The 20,140-nt window shown below is 41.7% G+C and carries 23 protein-coding genes; 9 read left to right on the forward strand and 14 right to left on the reverse strand.

All coding sequences use genetic code 11. The features are described 5' to 3' along the window. Positions 1-68: 68 nt before the first annotated feature. From NSS78_RS14560 to NSS78_RS14570, 3 genes are all read right to left on the reverse strand, one after another. Positions 69-1,361 carry a hemolysin family protein gene (locus NSS78_RS14560; RefSeq protein WP_044140793.1) on the reverse strand — a complete coding sequence of 431 codons (1,293 nt, stop codon included), beginning with the start codon at positions 1,359-1,361 and terminating at the stop codon, positions 69-71. Between the two features lie 48 nt (positions 1,362-1,409). Next, entirely contained in the window at positions 1,410-2,084 is a 675-nt protein-coding gene (locus NSS78_RS14565) for a zinc metallopeptidase (RefSeq protein WP_041816317.1), read from the reverse strand. A gap of 81 nt (positions 2,085-2,165) precedes the next feature. Then, positions 2,166-2,390, reverse strand: coding sequence for a hypothetical protein (locus NSS78_RS14570; protein ID WP_003213467.1), 225 nt, complete (start codon positions 2,388-2,390; stop codon positions 2,166-2,168). A gap of 118 nt (positions 2,391-2,508) precedes the next feature. On the opposite strand from NSS78_RS14570, the gene NSS78_RS14575 reads away from it, so the two are divergent. Further along, a complete protein-coding gene (locus tag NSS78_RS14575) occupies positions 2,509-3,495 on the forward strand; it encodes a potassium channel family protein (protein ID WP_137054473.1) in 987 nt (328 codons plus the stop codon). Here the strand turns inward: NSS78_RS14575 and NSS78_RS14580 are convergent. The 5 genes from NSS78_RS14580 to NSS78_RS14600 form a co-directional block, all read right to left on the reverse strand. Further along, entirely contained in the window at positions 3,492-3,893 is a 402-nt protein-coding gene (locus tag NSS78_RS14580) for a YugN-like family protein (RefSeq protein WP_003212880.1), read from the reverse strand. The genes NSS78_RS14575 and NSS78_RS14580 overlap by 4 nt on opposite strands. A gap of 32 nt (positions 3,894-3,925) precedes the next feature. Then, the gene (locus NSS78_RS14585) at positions 3,926-4,144 is read right to left on the reverse strand and encodes a spore germination protein (RefSeq protein WP_003213169.1); all 219 of its coding nucleotides are present in this window, start codon (positions 4,142-4,144) and stop codon (positions 3,926-3,928) included. A gap of 240 nt (positions 4,145-4,384) precedes the next feature. Further along, positions 4,385-5,740 carry a glucose-6-phosphate isomerase gene (locus NSS78_RS14590; RefSeq protein WP_012011080.1) on the reverse strand — a complete coding sequence of 452 codons (1,356 nt, stop codon included), beginning with the start codon at positions 5,738-5,740 and terminating at the stop codon, positions 4,385-4,387. Positions 5,741-5,866: 126 nt separating this feature from the next. Then, positions 5,867-7,039, reverse strand: coding sequence for an iron-containing alcohol dehydrogenase (locus NSS78_RS14595; RefSeq protein WP_050944031.1), 1,173 nt, complete (start codon positions 7,037-7,039; stop codon positions 5,867-5,869). A 121-nt stretch (positions 7,040-7,160) separates the two neighbouring features. Next, positions 7,161-8,324 carry an iron-containing alcohol dehydrogenase gene (locus NSS78_RS14600; RefSeq protein WP_050944032.1) on the reverse strand — a complete coding sequence of 388 codons (1,164 nt, stop codon included), beginning with the start codon at positions 8,322-8,324 and terminating at the stop codon, positions 7,161-7,163. Positions 8,325-8,468: 144 nt separating this feature from the next. Here NSS78_RS14600 and NSS78_RS14605 point away from each other — a divergent pair, with 144 nt between their 5' ends. Continuing rightward, positions 8,469-8,705, forward strand: coding sequence for a DUF378 domain-containing protein (locus NSS78_RS14605; RefSeq protein WP_003212952.1), 237 nt, complete (start codon positions 8,469-8,471; stop codon positions 8,703-8,705). Between the two features lie 67 nt (positions 8,706-8,772). Here NSS78_RS14605 and yugI read toward each other — a convergent pair whose 3' ends face one another. The 3 genes from yugI to NSS78_RS14620 all read right to left on the reverse strand — a co-directional run bounded on the left by yugI (position 8,773) and on the right by NSS78_RS14620 (position 11,058). After that, the gene (gene yugI, locus NSS78_RS14610; protein WP_003213420.1) at positions 8,773-9,165 is read right to left on the reverse strand and encodes a S1 domain-containing post-transcriptional regulator GSP13; all 393 of its coding nucleotides are present in this window, start codon (positions 9,163-9,165) and stop codon (positions 8,773-8,775) included. A 198-nt stretch (positions 9,166-9,363) separates the two neighbouring features. Then, positions 9,364-10,557, reverse strand: coding sequence for an aminotransferase (locus NSS78_RS14615; protein WP_327839898.1), 1,194 nt, complete (start codon positions 10,555-10,557; stop codon positions 9,364-9,366). After that, positions 10,558-11,058 (reverse strand): Lrp/AsnC family transcriptional regulator, encoded by a 501-nt coding sequence (locus tag NSS78_RS14620; RefSeq protein ID WP_003213765.1) that lies wholly within the window; start codon positions 11,056-11,058, stop codon positions 10,558-10,560. A 174-nt stretch (positions 11,059-11,232) separates the two neighbouring features. Between NSS78_RS14620 and NSS78_RS14625 the strand changes: the two genes are divergently transcribed. Beyond that, positions 11,233-12,057, forward strand: a complete 825-nt coding sequence (locus NSS78_RS14625) for an alpha/beta hydrolase (protein WP_342468150.1) — start codon at positions 11,233-11,235, stop codon at positions 12,055-12,057. On the opposite strand, the gene NSS78_RS14630 is transcribed toward NSS78_RS14625, so the two are convergent. Then, positions 12,054-12,314 carry a YugE family protein gene (locus NSS78_RS14630; RefSeq protein WP_003213422.1) on the reverse strand — a complete coding sequence of 87 codons (261 nt, stop codon included), beginning with the start codon at positions 12,312-12,314 and terminating at the stop codon, positions 12,054-12,056. The two genes, NSS78_RS14625 and NSS78_RS14630, sit on opposite strands and share 4 nt — an antisense overlap. A gap of 83 nt (positions 12,315-12,397) precedes the next feature. Here NSS78_RS14630 and NSS78_RS14635 point away from each other — a divergent pair, with 83 nt between their 5' ends. Beyond that, complete coding sequence (locus NSS78_RS14635; protein ID WP_309215902.1) at positions 12,398-13,573, forward strand: MalY/PatB family protein; 1,176 nt, start codon at positions 12,398-12,400, stop codon at positions 13,571-13,573. A gap of 133 nt (positions 13,574-13,706) precedes the next feature. Then, positions 13,707-14,999 carry a sensor histidine kinase gene (locus tag NSS78_RS14640; RefSeq protein WP_095117872.1) on the forward strand — a complete coding sequence of 431 codons (1,293 nt, stop codon included), beginning with the start codon at positions 13,707-13,709 and terminating at the stop codon, positions 14,997-14,999. Here the strand turns inward: NSS78_RS14640 and NSS78_RS14645 are convergent, their stop codons facing one another. Further along, positions 15,000-15,179, reverse strand: a complete 180-nt coding sequence (locus NSS78_RS14645; protein WP_003213469.1) for a hypothetical protein — start codon at positions 15,177-15,179, stop codon at positions 15,000-15,002. A gap of 91 nt (positions 15,180-15,270) precedes the next feature. Here NSS78_RS14645 and NSS78_RS14650 point away from each other — a divergent pair, with 91 nt between their 5' ends. Continuing rightward, positions 15,271-15,663, forward strand: coding sequence for a kinase-associated lipoprotein B (locus NSS78_RS14650; RefSeq protein ID WP_284907292.1), 393 nt, complete (start codon positions 15,271-15,273; stop codon positions 15,661-15,663). On the opposite strand, the gene kapD is transcribed toward NSS78_RS14650, so the two are convergent. Then, complete coding sequence (gene kapD / locus NSS78_RS14655) at positions 15,660-16,277, reverse strand: 3'-5' exonuclease KapD (protein ID WP_003213730.1); 618 nt, start codon at positions 16,275-16,277, stop codon at positions 15,660-15,662. The two genes, NSS78_RS14650 and kapD, sit on opposite strands and share 4 nt — an antisense overlap. 218 nt (positions 16,278-16,495) lie before the next feature. Between kapD and NSS78_RS14660 the strand changes: the two genes are divergently transcribed. The 3 genes from NSS78_RS14660 (at position 16,496) to NSS78_RS14670 (ending at position 20,113) form a co-directional block, all read left to right on the forward strand. Further along, on the forward strand, positions 16,496-17,674 hold the full coding sequence (locus NSS78_RS14660) for an MFS transporter (protein WP_309216248.1): 1,179 nt from the start codon (positions 16,496-16,498) through the stop codon (positions 17,672-17,674). A gap of 108 nt (positions 17,675-17,782) precedes the next feature. Continuing rightward, positions 17,783-19,684 carry a transglycosylase domain-containing protein gene (locus NSS78_RS14665; RefSeq protein WP_050944036.1) on the forward strand — a complete coding sequence of 634 codons (1,902 nt, stop codon included), beginning with the start codon at positions 17,783-17,785 and terminating at the stop codon, positions 19,682-19,684. Between the two features lie 18 nt (positions 19,685-19,702). Continuing rightward, positions 19,703-20,113 (forward strand): thiol-disulfide oxidoreductase DCC family protein, encoded by a 411-nt coding sequence (locus NSS78_RS14670; RefSeq protein ID WP_003213597.1) that lies wholly within the window; start codon positions 19,703-19,705, stop codon positions 20,111-20,113. Positions 20,114-20,140 lie beyond the last annotated feature (27 nt).

The raw sequence follows: 20,140 nt of genomic DNA on the forward strand, positions 1-20,140 counted from the left end.
TCGGTAGAAGGCATTATCTCACCTAAAGTTTACCAAGTAAAAAAACCTCGTCAAGTGTTACGAGGTTTTTAGGAAAAGTGGACCTTTTTGATGTCAATGGTCCGAATATGATGGTCTTCTGCATCTATGATGGTAAATTCACAGCCTTCTGCTTCAATCGTATCTCCAATCTCAATATCAAATTTATGTGTCATCATCCAGCCAGCAATTGTATCAACATCATCATTCTCAATGGCTAAATCCAATAAATCATTTACTTCATCAATCAAGGCTTTCCCATCCATTACATAGTGGAAGTCACCTTTTTTGACGATATGAGGTGTTTCATCCTGATCATATTCATCTCGAATTTCGCCCACGATTTCCTCTAATATGTCCTCTACTGTGACAAGTCCGGCTGTTCCTCCATATTCGTCTACGAGCACAGACATATGAATTCGCTCCTTTTGCATCAAAATGAGCAATTCTTGAACAGGCGTACTTTCAATCACCCGAATCACTGGACGCATTAAGTCTTCAATCGTCACATCTTGATTTAAAAAGCTCGCCTTAAACACATCTTTGCTATTGATGACACCAATCACATGATCTTTGTCTTCTTTAATGACGGGGTAGCGTGTGTATCTTTCGTTCAACATATAATGTGTCACGTCTTCAAGCGTCTGTTCAATCTCTATGGCTGAAATTTCTGTACGAGGAATCATGATCTCTCTCGCCACTCGGTTATCAAATTCAAAAATTTTATTCACATATTTGTACTCAGACTGGTTAATCTCACCCTTTTCATAGCTTTCAGATAAAATGAGACGCAATTCTTCCTCACTGATCGCCACTTCATGTTCTTTGACAGAATGAAAACCGAATAATTTCACAATGCCTCGCGCAGATCCATTTAATGCTTTAATAAACGGGTACATGACTTTATAGAAAAAGATGAGTGGCTTTGCTGTCACAAGGCTGACCGCCTCTGCCTTTTGAATGGCAATCGTTTTAGGCGCCAGTTCTCCCACAACGACATGTAAAAACGTAATGATCACAAATGCGATGATAAACGATAGGATGTCGGTTAATGCGGAATGAAGCCCCAACTCCTCAAACAGTGGATGCAGAAAATGCTCCACCGTCGGCTCGCCCAGCCACCCTAAGCCTAAAGCGGTAATGGTAATACCGAGTTGACAGGCGGATAAATATTCATCGAGATTTGATATGAGCTTTTGTACGTGAATGGCTCTCTTATCACCGCTTTCAATCAGCTGATTGATTTTAGAGCCTCTAATTTTCACAATCGCAAATTCAGTGACAACAAAAAACGCTGTCGCAGCAATGAGTAATATGACTAAAAATACGTTTAAAATATACAAAAAAACCCTTACCTAACAACGGTAAGGGCTCACCTCCTCTGGCATCAATTAATCATTACGGCCATTTAGGAAGATCATTACAAAACGGAGCAATTCAAACAAGGAGACAAGGGCTGCTGCGACGTACGTAAGAGCGGCAGCATTTAACACCTTGTTCACGCCTCTTTCTTCACTGCTTCTAATGATTCCTTCTGAAACAATGATATCTTTCGCACGAGAACTTGCATTAAACTCGACAGGCAATGTCACAAGCTGAAAGAACACAGCCGCTGAGAACAAAATGATCCCAAGCCCGATTAAGTTAAGGCTGCCAAGTAAGATTCCACCAAGGAAAAGAAGCGGGGCAACACCAGATGCAAAGTTCACGACAGGAAAGATCTTATGTCTCAAGACAAGCGCACCATAGGATTCCTGATGCTGCAAGGCATGTCCAACCTCGTGTGATGCGACTGAAATGGCTGAAATGGAGTGGCCGTAGTACACAGGTTCAGATAAGCGAACCACACGCTGCGTCGGGTCGTAATGATCAGTCAAAGTTCCTCTTACCGGTTCAACAGGCACGTCGTATAACCCGTTGCGATCTAAAATATGTCGAGCGGTTTCCGCACCTGTTTTCATACTGGATGCTTCAACCTTTGAATACTTTTCAAAATTATTCTTTACTTTAAATTGTGCCCAAAATGATAATCCCAATGCGGCAAAAGTTAAAAAATAAAAAAACAGCATGCTCATCAGCTTCCTTTTTATTTTATATATTTATTTACAATTTTAATGACTTTTATGTAACGTGTACAGAAAAAAGCACTAGGTCTTTTTAAGGGGGATCACTACGCCAATGAAAAAGAAGAACACACCTAAGCATGCTGTATAAAAGGTCACCGTTCCGTATAGGTTTTGAAAAAAGTGCAGCCATGAAAAATCATTCATAAAATGATTCACCGCATTTAAGTCAAACACAAGTAAGATCATAGCTGATGATAAAAAGTGAGCGCCGATAAAAAGAAGTACGGTCTTTTGAACGAACGACATTCGCATTCCCTCCTTCTTCTCTCTTATTTTAAGATATGGGATCTACATGACGAAGATGAAAAAATGTTTCCTCAATCGGGCATACTGACATTAGCAGTCTCCTGAAAGGAAGAGTCCGATGAAATCAAACCGTATCTTTATCGCTTGGCTAAGGTGGCCACTGTATATTCGCATTGCCATCATCATCTGTTTCTTGCTTCTTTTTTTTGGACAATTAATCGTCTTGCTTGAACCGAAGCAGTATCATACGATCTTTGATGGGATCTGGTGGGCTCTCATTACAGTCGCGACGGTCGGCTACGGTGATTTTGTGCCGCAAACCATGCCCGGGCAAATCGCAGGTATGGCGCTGATTCTGATCGGGGCAAGCTTTGTCACGGCTTATTTTGCCACACTCGCTGCCGCTGTGTTCAGCAAGCAGCACCATTATGTAGAAGGGAAGGTCGCGTTTAAAGGAAAAGGACATCTCATTATCGTCGGCTGGAATGAAAAAACGAACAAACTGCTTCAATCGTTTCAAACGATTGATCCAGCTATGCCGATTGTTCTAATTGATGATTCCTTGAAGGAAGGGCCGCTTCTAGAGAATGTTCATTTTATTAAAGGGCATGGCACCGAAGATGGCACACTTCGCAAAGCCAATATTTCAGGTGCAGATGCACTGATGATTACCGCAGATCAGCACGAGAATGAGGTGACAGCTGATATGCAGAGTGTTTTAACATTACTTGCAGCAAAAGGATTAAACCCTTCACTCTACTGTTTAATTGAAATTTTAACAGATCGTTACGTGAAAAATGCCGAGCGGGCTGGCGCCAATCAAGTCATTCATACCTCTGATGCAGTCAATCATTTAATGGTCGAGCATTTTCTTTTAAAGGAACAGTTCAAAGCGTTAAAGAAAAAACGTCATATGACCTTGCATAAACAGATCACCATCATACCGGTTCCAGCTTCGTTAGCCGGAGAAACATTCTTAACAGCGCTCCATCATTTTTTAGAGCATCATGTGATCATTGTCGGTGTACAAAAAAAAGAAGGACCCATGATGAATCCTCCCTTTGATTATGAGCTTCATCCTGAGGATGAACTGATCAGCCTTTAAAGCAGTGCGTCTTCTAATTCCTTGACGAGCGAAAAGCCAATCTCAGTATAAGCTTTTGATACATCTCCATCTTTCTCTTTTGGTTCTTGGAATTGGTTAAAGGATGCTCCCACATTTCCAACCATCGCATGATCATCTAACTTATCTTGATAGACATGCTTTAAGAGAAATGGATCTCCCAGTTTCACCACAACGCCTGGCTGATCCAACTGGCCCTTTTCGGCTGTAAAAGGAACTCTGAGAAAGGTATAGCCATCACGATTATCAATTTTATAATCAAAGTATCCGTGATCGTAATCCCAGTTACCATTAATGACATAGCCGAGCGGCTTCATCGTCTCTTCTAAATGGTAAAGTGAAAAGCTTTCACCAGTCAGCCTGGATGGTACATGAATCATACGAAACCCTCCTTTTTGTCTAATAGGTTTCGTTAAAGAGAGGAATTCATACATCTATCTCTCGTGATTTGTACATTGTTTGAAAAAGTGGCATCAAATAAGCTTTGATTGGATGATTGATTCGTCTCGTTCGCACTGCCGGACCCTGATGTTTCCTTCGTAGCACTCATAGGACAAATGCGTCCGACATTGCCAAAGTTGACGATTGCCTGGCCAGAAATATCGTGAATGTAAATATGATTCGTTCTCATGTTTCACCCTCCTCTACTCATTATTCTATGTACAGAGCGTAAGGAGGCTTGCACAGGAACCGTGCGAAAATAAAAAAGGCACACCCTTCAAAGGTGTGCTCAGCGTGTAGACAAACCCTTGCATTCGTTGTCAGGTCTGCGCGCTTGGTGCTCACGAATGTTAAATTCGCTCCGCGCCAGTGCTCGCCCTTCCTAGACTTCAAAGGGTTTCTATCACGCTAAAAGGTGTGCTTTTCATTCTTACGATTGTTTCAGGCGGCTTTCAAGCTCGGCTTTTTTCTCTTCGAAGCCTGGTTTTCCTAATAAAGCAAACATATTCACTTTATAAGCTTCTACGCCAGGCTGGTCAAATGGATTGACGCCTAGTAGATATCCAGACATCGCGCATGCTTTCTCAAAGAAGTAAACGAGATATCCGAATGTATAAGCATCCATCTCAGGAATTGTAACGATCAAATTCGGTACTTTTCCATCTGTATGAGCAAGCATCGTTCCTTCAAATGCTTTTTTATTAACGAAATCAACCGTTTTTCCTGCTAGATAGTTCAAGCCATCAAGGTCTTGTTCTTCTGCTTCGATGACAAGCTCATGACGAGGCTTGTCTACATTAACGATTGTTTCAAACAAGTCTCTTCTTCCTTCTTGAACATATTGACCAAGTGAATGAAGATCTGTTGAGAAGTTCGCAGATGAAGGGTAGATTCCTTTTTCATCTTTCCCTTCACTTTCACCGAATAATTGTTTCCACCATTCTGCAAAGTATTGCAATCCTGGCTCATAGTTAATCAGCATTTCAATCGTTCTGCCTTTATTGTAAAGGACATTACGGACGACAGCATATTGGTATGCCGCATTCTCAGAAAGCTCAGATGAAGCGAAGTCTTCGCTTGCTTTTGCCGCACCTTCCATCATCTGATCAATGTCTGCACCGCTCACAGCGATTGGCAATAGACCCACTGCTGTTAAGACTGAATAACGTCCACCTACATCATCAGGGATGATAAATGATTCGTAGCCTTCTTCTGTTGCTAATGTTTTCAATGCACCGCGTGCCTTGTCCGTTGTTGCATAAATACGTTTTTTTGCTTCTTCGGCACCGTATTTTTCAATGAGGAGCTTTTTAAAGATGCGGAACGCAATCGCTGGCTCTGTTGTTGTACCAGATTTTGAAATGACGTTAATAGAGAAATCTGCATCTTCCAATAGATCCATCACATCAGTTAAATAAGAAGAACTGATGTTGTTTCCAATAAAGATGATTTGCGGCGTCTTGCGTTTGCCTTTTGGCAGCGTGTTATAGAAAGAGTGGTTCAAAAATTCAATCGCCGCACGTGCGCCGAGATATGAACCGCCGATTCCGACAACAAGTAAGACATCAGAGTCTGACTTAATTTTATCTGCACTTTTTTTAATGCGGGCAAATTCTTCGCGATCATATTGCTTCGGCAAGTCAACCCAGCCTAAATAATCACTGCCTGTACCCGTTTGTTCATGAATATTATGATGGGCCACCTTCACAAAATCTTTTAAATATGTAAGCTCATGCTCTTGAAAGAAAGGTAACGCTTTTGAGTAGTCAAATTGAATATGTGTCATCGCTTGTAAGCCCTCCATTACGTTAGTTCTATCCCTTTCACTTTAGCGGAACTAGCTATTGAAATCAAGTGATCGTCACTCCCATAGCAAAAAGCCGTTTCTCATAGAGAGAAACGGCACGAAGGATTATAAAGAAGCTTTCAAAATAGAAAGAATGTCATCACGATCAAGTTTCATAAAGTTACCAAAACCACCGTATTCCATTTCTTTTGCCGCAATGTCGGCAATTTTGTCCAGCTGATCTTCACCAATGTCATAATCTGCTAGACGGCTTGGTGCACCGAGGCTTGTCCAGAAGGCTGACAGCTTGTCGATTCCTTCTAATGCGATATCACGATCAGATTTTCCCTCTGTCTCGATGTCAAACATGTTTAGCATGAGATTTTTAAAGCGATCCACATTGTGATCGAGTGTATGACGCATCCAATTTGGGAAGAGGATCGCAAGTCCGCCTGCATGCGGAATGTCATAGACAGCCGATACTGCATGCTCAATCGTATGGGACGCCCAGTCGCCAAAGTAACCCATTTGCAGCGTTCCATTTAAAGCGATCGTTCCTGCGTAAAGGATCGTTTCACGGTGCTCATAGTTTTGTAAGTCTTCAAGCAGTTTTGGTGCTGTCTCAATGACTGTTTGAAGAACAGCAAAACACATTCGATCCTGTAAAGGCGTGTTTTTCACATTATGGAAGTATTGCTCGAAGACGTGGCTCATCATATCGACCATGCCGTACACCGTCTGGTTTTCTGGCACTGAATAAGTATGCTCAGGGTCTAAAATTGAAAAAGCAGGATGAGTGACTGAACTGCCCCACACATATTTTTCATTTGTTTCCCAGTTTGTGATGACAGAGTCTGGATTCATTTCTGAACCAGTTGCCGCAAGTGTGAGCACTGTGCCAAACGGCAATGCTTTTTGAGCGGTTGTTTTCTTTGAGATAATGTCCCACACATCTCCGTCATATTCCGCTCCGGCTGCAATCGCTTTTGTACAGTCGATCACACTGCCGCCGCCAACAGCTAATAGGAAATCAATTTTTTCATTTTGGCAGATGTCGATTCCTTTTTTCACTGTGGTGAGGCGCGGGTTTGGTTCAACACCTGACAGCTCAAATACGTCAGCTTCTGCTTCATTTAACGCGCTGATCACATTATCATAAAGACCATTTTTCTTAATGCTGCCTCCACCATATACAAGTAACACTCGTTTTCCATAACGAGCGAGTTCGCTTTTTAGTCCGTCTAGTTGTCCTTTTCCAAACATTAATTTCGTTGGATTATAATAAATAAAATTTTCCATCTGTTGATACATCTCCTTACAGCGTATATATCCAAAAACATGAAAGACTACTTTAACATATGTACACGTCGAACTCAAAAAAAGATAACTGCTCGAAAGCAATTATCTTTTCATTGTTTGATTATAAAGAAGCATTCAAAATAGCTAGGACATCTTCTTTGTTTAGCTTTTTAAATTGACCAAATTCACCGCGTGCCATTGCACGATCTGCGATTAAATCAATTTTCTCATCGTTGATATCATAGTCCGCTAAACGGTTCGGTGCGCCAAGACTTGTCCAGAAAGCTGACAATTTGTCGATTCCTTCTAAGCCTACTTCTTCGTCTGTTTTGCCCGCAGGGTCCACATCGAATACGCGTACCGCTAATTGTTTAAAGCGGCCTGGGTTTTCCTGAATGACATGCTTCATCCAGTTCGGGAACAAGATCGCAAGTCCGCCTGCATGAGGGATATCATAGATAGCAGATACCGCATGCTCGATGTTGTGAGATGCCCAGTCACCGCGTGCTCCCATTGACAGCATACCATTGAGCGCAATGGTACCAGTGAATAAGATCGTTTCACGCAGCTCATAGTTCTCAAGATCGTTGATCAGCTTCGGAGCTGTTTCAATGACCGTACGAAGAAGCCCTTCACACATACGGTCTTGGTAAGGTGTATTTTCCGTGTGATGGAAATATTGTTCGAACACGTGAGACATCATATCAACCATGCCATAAATCGTATGGTTTTTTGGCACAGTGAACGTGTTCACTGGATCAAGAATAGAGAATTTAGGGAAAACTGCTGGACTTCCCCAGCCATATTTCTCATTTGTTTCCCAGTTTGTGATCACTGATCCAGAGTTCATTTCAGAACCTGTTGCAGCAAGGGTTAACACCGTACCGAACGGAATTGCTTCCATTGGGACATGCTTACGCGTCACGATATCCCAAGCATCTCCATCGTACTTGGCTCCGGCTGCGATCGCTTTCGTTGCATCAATAACACTGCCGCCGCCAACTGCCAAAATAAAGTCAACGTTGTTCTCTTTGCAAAGCTCAACCCCTTTTCTTACCGTTGTTAAGCGCGGGTTTGGCTCAACACCAGCAAGTTCAGTGATTGCAGCTCCTGATTCTTTTAGGATGCTGACAACTTGGTCATAAAGGCCGTTTCGTTTAATACTGCCTCCACCATATACAAGTAATACGTTTTTTCCGTAGTGTTTGAGTTCATCTGAAAGGGCTGAAACTTCTCCCTTTCCAAATATTAATTTTGTTGGGTTCCAATAAGTAAATCGATCCATTTGATCTCCTCCTCGCGCTACATTATGCGCCTCAATCATTCCAAAAGTAAAGTAATTTGCTTTAATCCATTTTCTTACGCATAGTTTGGCTAAAAATCTGCAAAATATAAATGTATTGATGCTGTAGCGAAAGGAGGAATCACGATGAGTGCTATTCAGCGTATTGCCCTCGTGCTCACGATTATCGGTGCTATTAACTGGGGACTAATCGGCTTTTTTCAATTTGACTTAGTAGCAGCGATCTTTGGCGGACAAGGCTCTGCATTATCACGTATTATTTATGGTCTTGTTGGAATTGCAGGTCTTGTTAACCTTGGTCTATTGTTCAAGCCAAGCGAAGAAGCTGTTCGCCGTGACGAGCCGAATCCAGAGGTTCGCTAAACAAAAAGACATAAAAAAGGCCGCCTATACGAGGCAGCCAAAGGCACCGTTTGAAGCGGTGCTTTTTTTATTTCTTGATCAAATCTTTACGGTTAGATTGCTCAATCCACTCTTCAAGTTTATCTTTAAGTGTATTGAAACCTTGTGGTGTAGCAGCTTCTTCTTTCACTTGCTGTGGTCTTTGTTTCTTTGGTTTGCTTTCTTTTCTTTCAGGTGCTTCTTGTGTAGCACGGATAGAAAGGCTGATTTTACCAGCTTTTTCATCAACAGAAAGAACTTTCACTTGAACTTCGTCACCAATTGAAAGATGCTCGTTGATGTCTTTTACGAAACCATGTGTTACTTCAGAAATATGCACAAGTCCTTGAGTTTCTTCATCTAATGCAACAAACGCACCATACGCTTGTAATCCTGTTACTTTACCAGTGTAAACACTGCCTACTTCAAACTTTGTCGCCATGATAACAACTCCTAAATAAATGTTTTAATATTCGTTTATACGCAATTAAAAACTATATCACAGAACGGTCTTTTACGCAAAATATTTTTTAATTGGGTTTAGATCAGTTCAAAAGGGGGAATACCTGAAAACAAGAATGCTTTCTAGTATTCCCCCCTAATTTGAGAGGCATGAGTCCTAATGGATTGATGCCTTTTTTTATTTGATGATGGCAGGTGCTTCTTCTTTCACTTGTCGTTCCTGCAAAAAGCGCTGGATTCTTGAAAGTGATTCCTGAAGATGGTCAAGAGACGAAGCATATGAACAACGAATATGACCTTCACCACTCGGTCCGAAGACATTACCAGGGACTACGGCTACTTTTTCACTTAGGAGCAGCTCCTCAGCAAATTGTTCTGACGTCATGCCCGTCGTTTTAATGGACGGGAAAGCGTAAAATGCGCCGTTTGGCTGGTGACATGTGAGCCCCAGTTCATTCAAAGAGCCGACAAACAAATTTCGCCGCCTTCTGTAGCTTTTCTTCATTTTCTCTACATCTTCAAGCCCGTTTTTCAAGGCTTCTTCTGCTGCATATTGTGCCATTGAGGGCGCGCACATCATAGAATATTGGTGTATTTTCAGCATGGCATCGCGCAGTACAGGTGGTGCTGCCACATATCCTAAGCGCCAGCCAGTCATAGCAAACCCTTTTGAAAAGCCTGAAATGAGGATCGTTCTTTCCTTCATATCTTGAATTGCCGCAACGCTTGTAAAAGCTTCATCGTACGTCAGCTCTGCGTAAATCTCATCTGTGATAATGAGAAGGTCATGCTCTTTTGCAAATTGAGCAATATCTTCAAGCTCTTCCTTTGAATAGACAGAACCAGTTGGATTTGACGGTGAGCAAAGCAGGATCGCTTTTGTCTTAGGCGTCAGCTTCGTGCGAAGATCCGTAGAGTCTGCTTTGAAATCTTTTTCAGCCGATGTACTTAAATAAACAGGTACTCCGCCCGCAAGTGTCGTAAGGGCCCCATATGCTACGAAACAAGGCTCTGGAATGATCACTTCATCCCCGCTGTTTAAAATCGCACGAAACGCCAAATCAAGTGCCTGGCTTCCGCCAACTGTGATAATCAGTTCTTCTTCAGGACTGTATTCAATGTGAAACCGCTTATATAAATAGTTGCTCAATTCTTTTCGCAAAGATAATAACCCTGCATTCGCCGTATAAGAGGTAAGCCCTTGTTCTAATGACATAATACTTGCTTCTCTGACATTCCAAGCTGTCACGAAATCTGGCTCGCCGACACCAAGGGAAATGACCCCTTCCATTGTGGCTGCCAAATCAAAGAATTTCCGAATACCTGACGGCTGAATGCTTTGTACCGTTTCAGATAAATAAGACTTTTTCATTTAAGGTGACACCACGATTCTTTTGTCATCGTCTCCTGTTTCAAACACTTTCCCATCATGTTTATATCTCTTCAAAATAAAGTGGGTAGTTGTTGAAACAACGGAATCAAGTGTCGATAATTTTTCAGACACGAAGCGGGCAATATCAGACATAGATCTTCCGCGGATCACAACAGATAGATCGTAAACACCTGACATGAGATAGACAGACTCCACTTCCTGAAAGCGATAAATACGTTCAGCAATTTCATCAAATCCGACGCCTCTTTTTGGTGTCACTTTGACATCAATCATGGCTGTGACGCCTTCGTGACCATCTACTTTACGCCAGTCAATCATGGTTGAGTAATCAATAATGACTTTTTGATCTTCAAGTTTTTGAATAATTGCTTCTGCTTCTTCTGTTGTCACGCCTGCCATTTTTGCAATTGTATTTAAATCGGCACGGCTGTTTTCATCTAAAATCTCTAATATTTCAGTTTCTTTTTCTGTTAGTTTCATTTGATTTCACACCTCAGATTGTAAAAAGCTAGTTTTAAAAAATCTTCTGAACATTATAGCACGTTTTTCCCATTATGCTAAGCAGGGAAAAGATGCTAACCATAGCTTAAAATCCACTTTTTAGGGTACAATACAGTCACCTAACAGAGAGTATCAAGTATCGGAGTGATGAGTATGGACATTGTTCAGCCAGCTTATATGAAAAGTAAATTCGGTTTAGACATCTATTACGAGCACTATCCAAATCAGGGGAAGAAAACATTGATCTTAATTCATGGTCTTTTCTCTTCTACCTTCAGCTATCGAAAGCTCATCCCGCTTCTGAAACAAGACTTCAATTTAATCGCGATCGATCTGCCGCCATTTGGACAGTCCGAGAAGTCGAATACGTTTATTTACAGCTATCGCAACATGGCAAAGATCATTATCGAGCTAGCTGGTTACTTACAGATTCAGCATGCGAACCTTGTGGGTCATTCGATGGGCGGCCAAATTGCTTTATATGCCACATCTGAACGGCCAGACCTATTTGAAAAGGCGGTCCTTTTGTGCAGCTCAGGATATTTAAATAAATCAAAGAGATCAGTTGTTTACAGCACATATATTCCTTATTTTTATCTCTATCTTAAAAGAAAGCTCTTGAAGCAAGGCATCATGAAAAATTTAACGGCTGTTGTACATGATCATTCCATCATTGATCAAGAGATGGTGGACGGATATTTAAAGCCTTTTTCTGATGATCAAATTTTCCGAGGGATTTTCCGCTTGATTCGGCACCGGGAAGGGGATTTGACCTCGGATGTCCTAAAGAAAATGGAGACACCCGTGCTGCTCATTTGGGGTGAGGAAGATCGAATCGTCCCCATCCAAATAGGAGAGAGGCTACACAAGGATCTGCCAAACTCGACCTTGCACGCATTAAAAAAAACCGGGCACCTCGTTCCTGAGGAAAATCCGGTCTTTGTGTCTGATCAAATCGGACATTTCAGCCTGTCTTAGCGTGTGCAGGAGCTGCTGTCTCGTATGACGAAAAGCTGATTCGCTATATGTTGACAGCTCTCAAAAGGCAGGAGCTGCTCAAATGAGTGATGATAAATGGCTTGAATGTCTTTTGCTAAAGATAAAGAGTCTTCTGCGTCGTATAATGCACTGATGACGTCAGCAGGCTCCGTTTCATAAAAGTCCTCCCCATATTGAAAAGGGTCCCATGCCTTAATGAGTTGAATCATCTCTTCTACAGCTTGACTATCTTTCATCGGTATCACCGCTTATAATAAATTTTGTGATGTTTATTTTAGCACAACCAACAATGGTTGAAAAACGGCTAGAGGTGGGTTTCATGAATTTCGACGAACAGATCATACGTAAAGGTTCAAAATCAGTGAAATGGGATCAAGCAGAGTCTTTATTCCTAACAACAGATGCGCTGCCAATGTGGGTAGCCGATATGGATTTTAAAGCGCCGCAGGTCGTCCTTGATGCATTAAAAAAGCGATTGGATCACGGTGTATTTGGCTATGCTTTTCAAGATCAGGATACGCAGCAGGCAGTAGCTGAATGGCTCAAAAGAAGGCATGGATGGTCGATCCAGACAGAAGCTGTCACCTTCACACCTGGGATTGTCACGGCACTTAGTTTTGCAGTCCAAGCCTATACAGAACCAAGTGACGAAGTCGTCATACAATCCCCTGTGTATACTCCTTTTTATCAAATGATTGAACGAAATGGACGAACAGTCTCAACCAATCCTTTAAAAATAGAAAACAACCGCTATGTCATGGATTTTGATGATTTAGAGAAAAAATTAAGCAGACCAGAAGCGAAGCTCATGTTCCTCTGTCATCCGCATAATCCGTCCGGAAGAGCGTGGTCAAAAGAGGAATTAAAGCAAGTTGGAGACCTCTGTATCAAGCACGGTGTCACAGTCGTTTCAGATGAGATTCATTCTGATTTGATGCTATACGGAAAGCAGCATGTACCATTTGCTAGTCTTTCTGACGACATAGCACATATCACAGTGACGTGCATTGCACCAAGTAAAACATTTAATTTAGCTGGCCTCCAAGCATCTGCCATTATCATTTCCGATGAAGAAAAAAGAACCCTTTTCAACAATGAAATGCAAAGAAACGGACTGGCCAAACTGAATGCTTTTGCGATCCCTGCGATGGAAGCAGCCTACCGCCATGGCGACGAGTGGCTTGATGCACTTGTTCTTTATCTCGAAAGCAATATGAAAATGGCAATGGACTATATTGACGAACATCTTCCAAACATGCGTTATATGAAACCAGATGCTTCTTATTTATTGTGGCTAGACATTCGGGATTATCAATTCAGTCAAGCGGAATTGAAACGCAATTTGCTAAAAAAGGGCAAAGTGATCCTAGAGCTTGGTCACGTGTACGGACTCGAAGGAGACGGCTTTATTCGGATGAATCTCGGCTGTCCTACTTCAACAGTCAAAGAAGGATTGAAACGCCTTCATCAAGCGTTTACGCAATCATCTGATTAAGACCTATATGATCGAAAGAACATCCTCACGGGTGTTCTTTTTAAAGAAAAAAACCCTCCTTTTATCATATCTACTTTGTACATGAAATGATATAATGAGAGGAATTACTATTATTTACGAGGAGAGCATTTAAATGGAAATGTTCAAGGATTTTCTGCTCCATGTATCTTTTATTCTATTTCCAATCTTTTTATATCACGCGCTATGGCTAAGCCGGACCCCTGCTCATTTCCCAAAAACGAATAAACTGCTCATCACAGTATTCGCATCCATCTCTTCAGCACTATGTATTATGTATCCAGTTGGTTCGATTTTAGACTTGCAGACTGGCCTTCAATCCATCCCTCTTGTACTTGCCATTTTATACGGAGGCTACACAGCTGGGATCGTCGCCATCTTGATAAGTTCCATGGTCAAATTCGTGATGTATGGCTCTTTTTTATGGGTTGGACTCATTGTCGTACCGATTTACTTTTTCATCCCATTTCTGTTCTACCGGAAATGGCGTCAATATTCGAAGCTGAAAAAGCTGATGTATGGAGTGCTTATCGGTTTATCCAAAGGATTCTTTATTTACATTGGACTATTTGCGGTCAGCTTAATGGAATACAGCCCGGCCTTTATTATGCAGCAGAAGTTACTTGAGTTATTTTTCTCAACTCTTTACTACATATTCTTTCTCGTGCTAAGTATCTATTCCATTGAATTCGTGAAAGAAAATGCGCAAATGAGAACACAGCTCGTCCAATCAGAAAAGCTGACCATTGTAAGTGAACTCGCTGCAAGCGTTGCCCATGAAGTACGCAATCCGCTGACAGTGGTGAGAGGCTTTATCCAATTGCTCTTTTCTAGTGACAATACAAAAGAGACATCAACCAATAAAGATTATAAAAATCTCGTTCTGTCCGAGTTAGACAGGGCGCAGGATATTATTACGAGTTATCTTGACATTGCGAAACAAAATTATTATCAAATTGAATCTCTCAACCTATCTAAATTACTCGAGGAATGTGCATCACTGATGACATCCTATGCGAATTTCAAATCGGTCACGATTCATCAATCCATTGAACCTGACTTATACATTCAAGGTGATGAAACGAAGATCAAGCAAGTCATGATTAATTTAATCAAAAATGCGATTGAAGCAGCCCCAGAACACGAAGGGAAAATTGAGCTTTATGCTTCAAAAGAAAATCATAAAATATGCCTTTTTTTCGTGGATAACGGTGTAGGAATGACAGAAAGCCAAATGAAAAAGCTTGGCGAACCCTATTACACATTGAAAAATAAAGGGACTGGACTTGGGCTGACCGTGACATTTTCTATCATTGAAAATCACCATGGAACCATTCGTTTCAAAAGCTCGCTGCAGTCTGGTACAACCGTTACCGTGAAGTTTCCTGAAGATACAAGAAGAAAATGATCAATCCATTTTTTTTGTCTTTTTTTCATCTATCCGCTCCTGCTTCTTAGACGCACGAACGATCAGACGAAAGCAAATAAATGCAGCCATAAAGAAAATCACAGTGGTGATTGCCGCTGGGATGTACTCCCTTTTATCTTCAGGAAAATACAGTAGAAAGAGTGCGATGAACGACAACATTCGCCATTCCCCCCTTTTGCTCGTTTACTTCACTATATTGGCTAAAAGAAATGAAATACCTTCCTACGAGAAGGAAATGGAGGAATTTCACATGACAGACATTCAAATTGGACACGTTGTGAAAGGATTTTATAAAACAGGTGTTTACATTGGGGAAGTGACAGCAGTGAAACCATCGGCCTATCTCGTTCAAGTAAAAGCCGTTCTGACACATCCCACTCAAGGCGACCTGCATCACCCAAAAGAAGCAGACGTGCCTTTTTTCCAAGAAAGACGGGCTTTGGCCTATCGTGAACAGACGAATATCCCTCATCATATGGTGAAGCCTTATGATGGCGTTATACCAGATTATCAAGTATCACTAAAAGAAGCTGTAGAAAAATTAAAACAAGCGCTCCATGCGGATGAATCCAAATGGGCGGAAAAATCAAGAGCATGCCTATCTTCTCTCGAAAAAGATTATTTTCCAGAAGACGCCCGCTAATCAGCCGAATCAAAAAAATGTGAGAAATCGATCAGCTCACCAATTTTGGTTGTTTGCGGATTTTCCACATAGGCTCTGTCTTTTTCAAAAAGGGTTAACAGCTGATAAGTCGTCATGGCATCATCTAGTGCTTTATGATGCTTACCAGCTCCTTCACTGCCGTATTCCTTTGCCGCCTTGCGAAGCCCTGTCAGTGTGCGATCACCAAAAAAGGTTTTATATTCAAAGGCAAGGTCCCTCAGCTTCCCCTTAAAAGGAAAGGCAATGTGATTGAGCATACAGTTTTGCTTCAGCACTTTCATGTCCATATTGCCCCATGTAATAATTTCACAATCCTCTCCCCCATCTAGCGACACAAGCTTCTCGATAAATGCCTCAAAGGAAATTCCGCTCTCTACATCCTGCTGCGTAATACCGAGGAACGATTTACAGCGCTTCGTCAGCTTCGGGAACTTTTTCGGTTTGACGTAGCTAGAGAACGTGTCTATGATCGTTTCACTTGCCGCTTTCACTACCCCAGCTTCAATAATTTCAGGAAAAAAATTTTGCGGATGATACTTTCCATCAGGCATCGTAAATTCAAAATCGACCACAAGCACCGTCTTCTGTTCCACCAGTCTCACCTCACTTTTTCATCAGTTTTTCATTCTGATACCATTATATTAAGACGGACCTTGAAATCACTTCATTTTCTTGAAAATAATGCAGATTCACTATGCCCAACCTATTCATCAGATGAAAGATCGTTTAGTTTCCTTTATAATTATTAAGGAACACGAAATAAATAAAGAAGGTGGTCTCTATCACAAACAGGAAGAAAAACTTGTACATCATGTGGTTTGTGAACTTTTTTGTATCTGCCAGCATTACAATGATCGTCCCTTTTTTATCACTTTACATAGAATCTCTTGATAGCAGTTATTCAAATGAATTTGTCCAAAGATGGAGCGGCTATGTCTTTGGCGTCACGTTTTTAACGGCCTTTCTGATTTCTCCGATTTGGGGACGGATTGGAGATCGGCATGGCTATAAAAAGATTTTGCTCATTAACGGGATTGGGATCGCAACAAGTATTCTATTAATGGGGCTTGTGCAAACCGTTTATCAGCTATTCGCCCTGCGGCTCTTCATGGGGCTTGTCACAGGTTTTATCTCGACTTCAATGGCACTCATCTCTGCACAGACGGAAAAGGCAACTGCAGGTAAAACCCTTGGAACGATGCAGATGAGTAATGTCGCCGGAGGATTGTTTGGTCCATTAATGGGCGGATTCATGGCAGACAGCGTCGGATTTATTTATACGTTTTTCCTCACAGCGGCTGTCATTTATGTGTCAGCAATTGTGATTATTTTCGGAGTGAAAGAACATCCCATCCGTTCAAAAGAAGCGAGGCGCGTTTCTTACTCACGGAAGGATGTGCTCGTTCATATTTTCAAACAGCCTTTGCTTGTCGTCACGATGCTTTTAACGTTCATTACACAAGTAGGGAACTTTAGCATTCAGCCACTTTTGGCTTTATACATTCATGATTTACACGGTCCTGTTAATCTCGCATTTTATGCAGGTCTTGCGTTCTCTGCAACTGGACTTGGCAACCTGCTCTTTACACGAAAATGGGGAGATCTGGGAGATCGAATTGGTCACGACAAGGTGCTGCTTGCCCTTCTCATCCTCTCCTCTATTTTATTCATCCCGCAAGCAATGGCGGATTCCTATGCGATGTTAGTACTTTTCCGTTTTCTATACGGGATGGCACTTGGCGGGATTATTCCATGTACGACGGCGTATATTCGGATCAAAGCACCTGCCTCTATGCAAGGGGAAGTGCTTGGATACAATGTCAGCTTCCGTTTTCTTGGGAATGTTGTCGGTCCGGTGATTGGCGGCATTGTGGCGAGTCATTACGGGATTCCAGCTGTCTTTTATGTCACCGCCGGCATTTTTCTATTTGGCGCATTATTTTTATGGGCAGTCCGCTCACAGTCGAAGGCAAAAGAAGGGAGTGTCTGATCCAGCATCAGATACTCTTTTTTCTTGTGTAGAAGCCTTATTCACTAGACTTCAAGCCCATTCTTTTCTAAAAATAACCTTCTCGTATTCGCAAAAGAATGGTACGATATGGCTAGAAAATTGAAGAAAGTGAGTGACCTCATGTTTCGTGCAATGATTGGTTGGTTATTACTTGCTGCCCTCATTCCATTATTTGTTCTGACTTTTTATCTATCAAAGGAAGAAGCTGCAAGTGTGAAGCCTGTGAACGAAGTGCTTGATCAAAAAATCAAGCTGGAAAAGATAGATTTTTCCCAAAACAGTTATATGTATGACCGGGATGGCTCTCTCATCTCAGAGATCGTTTCAAACGATGAAAACCGAGTGTTCGTCACGTATGATAAAATTCCTGATCATGTGAAGGAGCTGTTCCTCCGCTCAGAGGACCGTAACTTTTATGACCATAAAGGCATTGACTTTATGGGAGTTGTTCGTGCCCTTGCCTCAAATGTGAAAAACCATGGCATCAGCCAAGGCGCAAGTACGATCACACAGCAATTATCTCGTAATTTATATTTAAGCCATGAACGTTCGTTCACCCGAAAGTTTACAGAGCTGCTCTATTCCTATGAATTAGAGCGGAAATTCTCGAAAGATGAAATACTCGAAAGCTATTTAAATACGATTTATTTCAGTAATGGTGTTTACGGTGTCGGTTCTGCGGCTAATTACTATTTTGATAAGCCACTTAGTTCTTTAACGCTTGCACAGATGGCATTTATCTCTGCGATTCCAAACAACCCAACACTGTATGACCCATTGAAGCAATTCAAACACACAAAGAAACGCCAAGAACGACTACTTGGCATTTTAAAGAAAGACGGCGTCATCACCAAAAAGCAATACAAAAAAGCCGTCAAACAAAAAATCAGCCTGTCCTTGAGTGAAAAGAAAAACCTTTACCCTGACTATGTGACATACGCCAATGAGGAATTTACCGATCTTGTGTCAGATCAGGAAGGCTTTACAAAACGCTTGAAGAAGGCGAAAACAGATGGAGCAAAAAAAGCCATTCAAAAAGAATTATCTGAAAAGGTCAGTGCCCTGCTTCAGGATGGGGTCAAAATTTATACGGCACTTGATCCTTCCTTACAGCAACGAGCCGTCTATCAGCTCAATGCGCAGCTACCTTACCAAGGTGTAGAAGGCGGATCAGCGGTCATTAATCATGAAACGCATCAAATTGTCGCACTTGCTGGCGGGAAGAACTATAAAAAGTTTGATTTCAACTACGCCTATCAAGCGCAAAGACAGCCTGGTTCTGCGATTAAGCCGCTTTTAGACTATGGTCCTTACATCGACCAAACCGGTGCAACAGCTTCAAGCAAAATTAGTGCCGGCAAGTTTTGTAGCAGCGGATACTGTCCGCAGAACTATAATCATAAAACGTATGGAACCGTCACACTTGAAACAGCCTTTAAAAACTCTTACAATACCCCTGCGATCCGAATGCTAGATACAGTCGGTGTCAAAAAGGGCTTTAGCTATTTAGAGAAATTCTCATTCGAGCATATCGTAGCGGATGATTACCGCCTTCCTTCTGCACTTGGCGGATTTACGAAGGGCTTCTCGCCGCTAGAAATAACAGATGCGTATACCGTCTTTGGCAACCAAGGTGCTTACACGCAAAATCATTCGATCACGAAGGTGACAGACTTAAACGGCAAGACACTTTACAAGTGGAAAGAGTCACCGAAGCAAGTGTATTCTCAGCGGACAAATGACACCATGCGTAAACTGCTTGCCTCCGTTGTAAAAAGCGGAACAGGGAAAAAAGCGAATTTCAGTTCCCCTTACATTGGTGGTAAAACAGGAACATCCAATGACTACAAAGACATTTGGTTTGTTGGACTGACAGATCAATATACAATGGGTGTATGGGTTGGAAGAGATAGAGGAACGGTTGAATCTATTTACAGCTCAAGTCCGCACTTACGTATTTGGAAAAATACGATGCAATACGCCAGATAAACAGGAGGTTTGATTGCAATGCATTCAACACATCCATCCCATTTAATTTTATTTGATGGTGTCTGCAACGTGTGCAGCGGCGCTGTTCAGTTTGTGATTAAGCGTGATCCAAATGAGCGAATGATGTTTGCTTCATTACAATCAGAGACAGGGCAGCGCATTTTAAAAGAAAACGGTTTGCCTTTAGATGAGTTTAATTCATTCATTTATATTGAAAAAGGCACCCTTTATACGAAGTCGACAGGCATCTTAAAAGCCACGCGGCATTTAAAAGGAATCTACAGATGGAGTTATTTATTCCTTGCCATTCCGCGACCTATCCGTGATTGGTTTTATGAGCGGATAGCGAAAAATCGCTACAAATGGTTCGGTCAAAAAACATCTTGTATGATGCCTACACCTGATATTCAAAAACGGTTTCTATCATAAAAAAAAGCATCCTCCACTATCGGAGGA

It is taken from the genome of Bacillus sp. FSL W8-0920 (assembly GCF_038593215.1).
GTDB lineage: Bacteria > Bacillota > Bacilli > Bacillales > Bacillaceae > Bacillus > Bacillus pumilus.

Coding starts and splice junctions, on each gene's coding strand:
- NSS78_RS14570 (WP_003213467.1), bottom strand. CDS start 2,390: ATGTCGTTCGTTCAAAAGACCGTACTTCTTTTTATCGGCGCTCACTTT.
- NSS78_RS14575 (WP_137054473.1), top strand. CDS start 2,509: ATGAAATCAAACCGTATCTTTATCGCTTGGCTAAGGTGGCCACTGTAT.
- NSS78_RS14580 (WP_003212880.1), bottom strand. CDS start 3,893: ATGATTCATGTACCATCCAGGCTGACTGGTGAAAGCTTTTCACTTTAC.
- NSS78_RS14585 (WP_003213169.1), bottom strand. CDS start 4,144: ATGAGAACGAATCATATTTACATTCACGATATTTCTGGCCAGGCAATC.
- NSS78_RS14590 (WP_012011080.1), bottom strand. CDS start 5,740: ATGACACATATTCAATTTGACTACTCAAAAGCGTTACCTTTCTTTCAA.
- NSS78_RS14595 (WP_050944031.1), bottom strand. CDS start 7,039: ATGGAAAATTTTATTTATTATAATCCAACGAAATTAATGTTTGGAAAA.
- NSS78_RS14600 (WP_050944032.1), bottom strand. CDS start 8,324: ATGGATCGATTTACTTATTGGAACCCAACAAAATTAATATTTGGAAAG.
- NSS78_RS14605 (WP_003212952.1), top strand. CDS start 8,469: ATGAGTGCTATTCAGCGTATTGCCCTCGTGCTCACGATTATCGGTGCT.
- yugI (WP_003213420.1), bottom strand. CDS start 9,165: ATGGCGACAAAGTTTGAAGTAGGCAGTGTTTACACTGGTAAAGTAACA.
- NSS78_RS14615 (WP_327839898.1), bottom strand. CDS start 10,557: ATGAAAAAGTCTTATTTATCTGAAACGGTACAAAGCATTCAGCCGTCA.
- NSS78_RS14620 (WP_003213765.1), bottom strand. CDS start 11,058: ATGAAACTAACAGAAAAAGAAACTGAAATATTAGAGATTTTAGATGAA.
- NSS78_RS14625 (WP_342468150.1), top strand. CDS start 11,233: ATGGACATTGTTCAGCCAGCTTATATGAAAAGTAAATTCGGTTTAGAC.
- NSS78_RS14630 (WP_003213422.1), bottom strand. CDS start 12,314: ATGAAAGATAGTCAAGCTGTAGAAGAGATGATTCAACTCATTAAGGCA.
- NSS78_RS14635 (WP_309215902.1), top strand. CDS start 12,398: ATGAATTTCGACGAACAGATCATACGTAAAGGTTCAAAATCAGTGAAA.
- NSS78_RS14640 (WP_095117872.1), top strand. CDS start 13,707: ATGGAAATGTTCAAGGATTTTCTGCTCCATGTATCTTTTATTCTATTT.
- NSS78_RS14645 (WP_003213469.1), bottom strand. CDS start 15,179: ATGTTGTCGTTCATCGCACTCTTTCTACTGTATTTTCCTGAAGATAAA.
- NSS78_RS14650 (WP_284907292.1), top strand. CDS start 15,271: ATGACAGACATTCAAATTGGACACGTTGTGAAAGGATTTTATAAAACA.
- NSS78_RS14660 (WP_309216248.1), top strand. CDS start 16,496: ATGTGGTTTGTGAACTTTTTTGTATCTGCCAGCATTACAATGATCGTC.
- NSS78_RS14665 (WP_050944036.1), top strand. CDS start 17,783: ATGGCTAGAAAATTGAAGAAAGTGAGTGACCTCATGTTTCGTGCAATG.
- NSS78_RS14670 (WP_003213597.1), top strand. CDS start 19,703: ATGCATTCAACACATCCATCCCATTTAATTTTATTTGATGGTGTCTGC.